The organism is Fodinibius halophilus (assembly GCF_011059105.1).
Taxonomy (GTDB): domain Bacteria; phylum Bacteroidota; class Rhodothermia; order Balneolales; family Balneolaceae; genus Fodinibius; species Fodinibius halophilus.
Genome location: NZ_JAALLS010000073.1, coordinates 1 through 997, shown reverse-complemented (window position 1 = coordinate 997; position 997 = coordinate 1). Strand labels below are relative to the sequence as shown.

Genomic DNA, 997 nt, shown 5'->3' with positions numbered 1-997 from the left:
TTTAATCTTGAATTTCAGTTACAACACCAGCGCCTACCGTACGCCCGCCCTCGCGGATCGCAAAGCGCAGCCCTTCTTCCATCGCTACCGGCTGAATCAGCGTAACATCCATCGTTACGTTGTCGCCAGGCATGACCATCTCAACGCCGTCCGGCAGATCACAAGAGCCGGTTACGTCGGTGGTACGGAAATAAAACTGCGGACGATATCCGTCGAAGAATGGCGTATGTCGGCCACCTTCGTCCTTACTCAACACATACACCTCACATTCAAACTTCTTGTGGGGCGTAATGGAGCCGGGCTCACAGAGTACCATTCCACGCTGCAGATCTTCCTTATCTACTCCACGCAACAGAATTCCGGCATTGTCTCCGGCCTGTCCTTCGTCGAGCATCCGGCGGAACATCTCAATACCGGTTACCACACTATCCATCGGATCTTCAATAATTCCGACAATTTCAATCTCATCATTGAGCTGTACAACACCACGCTCAATTCGGCCCGTCGCTACTGTACCACGGCCGGTAATAGAGAAAATATCCTCAACAGGCATCAAGAACGGCTTATCCACATCGCGTTCAGGAGTAGGAATCGTCTCATCAACCGAATCCATCAGGTCTAAGATCGCCTGCTCGTGCTCTTCGTCGCCTTCTAGGGCCTGCAGGGCAGAACCTTGCAACACGGGAATGTTGTCGCCGTCAAAATCGTAAGAACTCAACAGCTCACGGACTTCCAGCTCAACGAGCTCAATAAGCTCTTCATCGTCAACGAGATCGGTCTTGTTCATAAAGACCACAATCTGCGGGACGCCTACCTGACGCGCAAGCAAAATGTGCTCACGGGTTTGTGGCATTGGCCCATCAGTGGCCGCCACTACCAAAATAGCACCGTCCATCTGCGCGGCACCGGTAACCATGTTCTTTACATAATCGGCGTGACCAGGGCAGTCGACGTGCGCATAGTGGCGCTCCTCGGTTTCATACTCAACGTGAGCAGT

Annotated in this window: 1 protein-coding gene; it reads right to left on the bottom strand. The window is 52.6% G+C overall.

Annotation, left to right across the window (positions count from 1 at the left end; translation table 11 throughout):
- Window position 1: 1 nt before the first annotated feature.
- On the bottom strand, window positions 2–997 hold a 996-nt coding region (gene tuf, locus G3569_RS18220), incomplete at its 5' end, for an elongation factor Tu (RefSeq protein ID WP_165271515.1).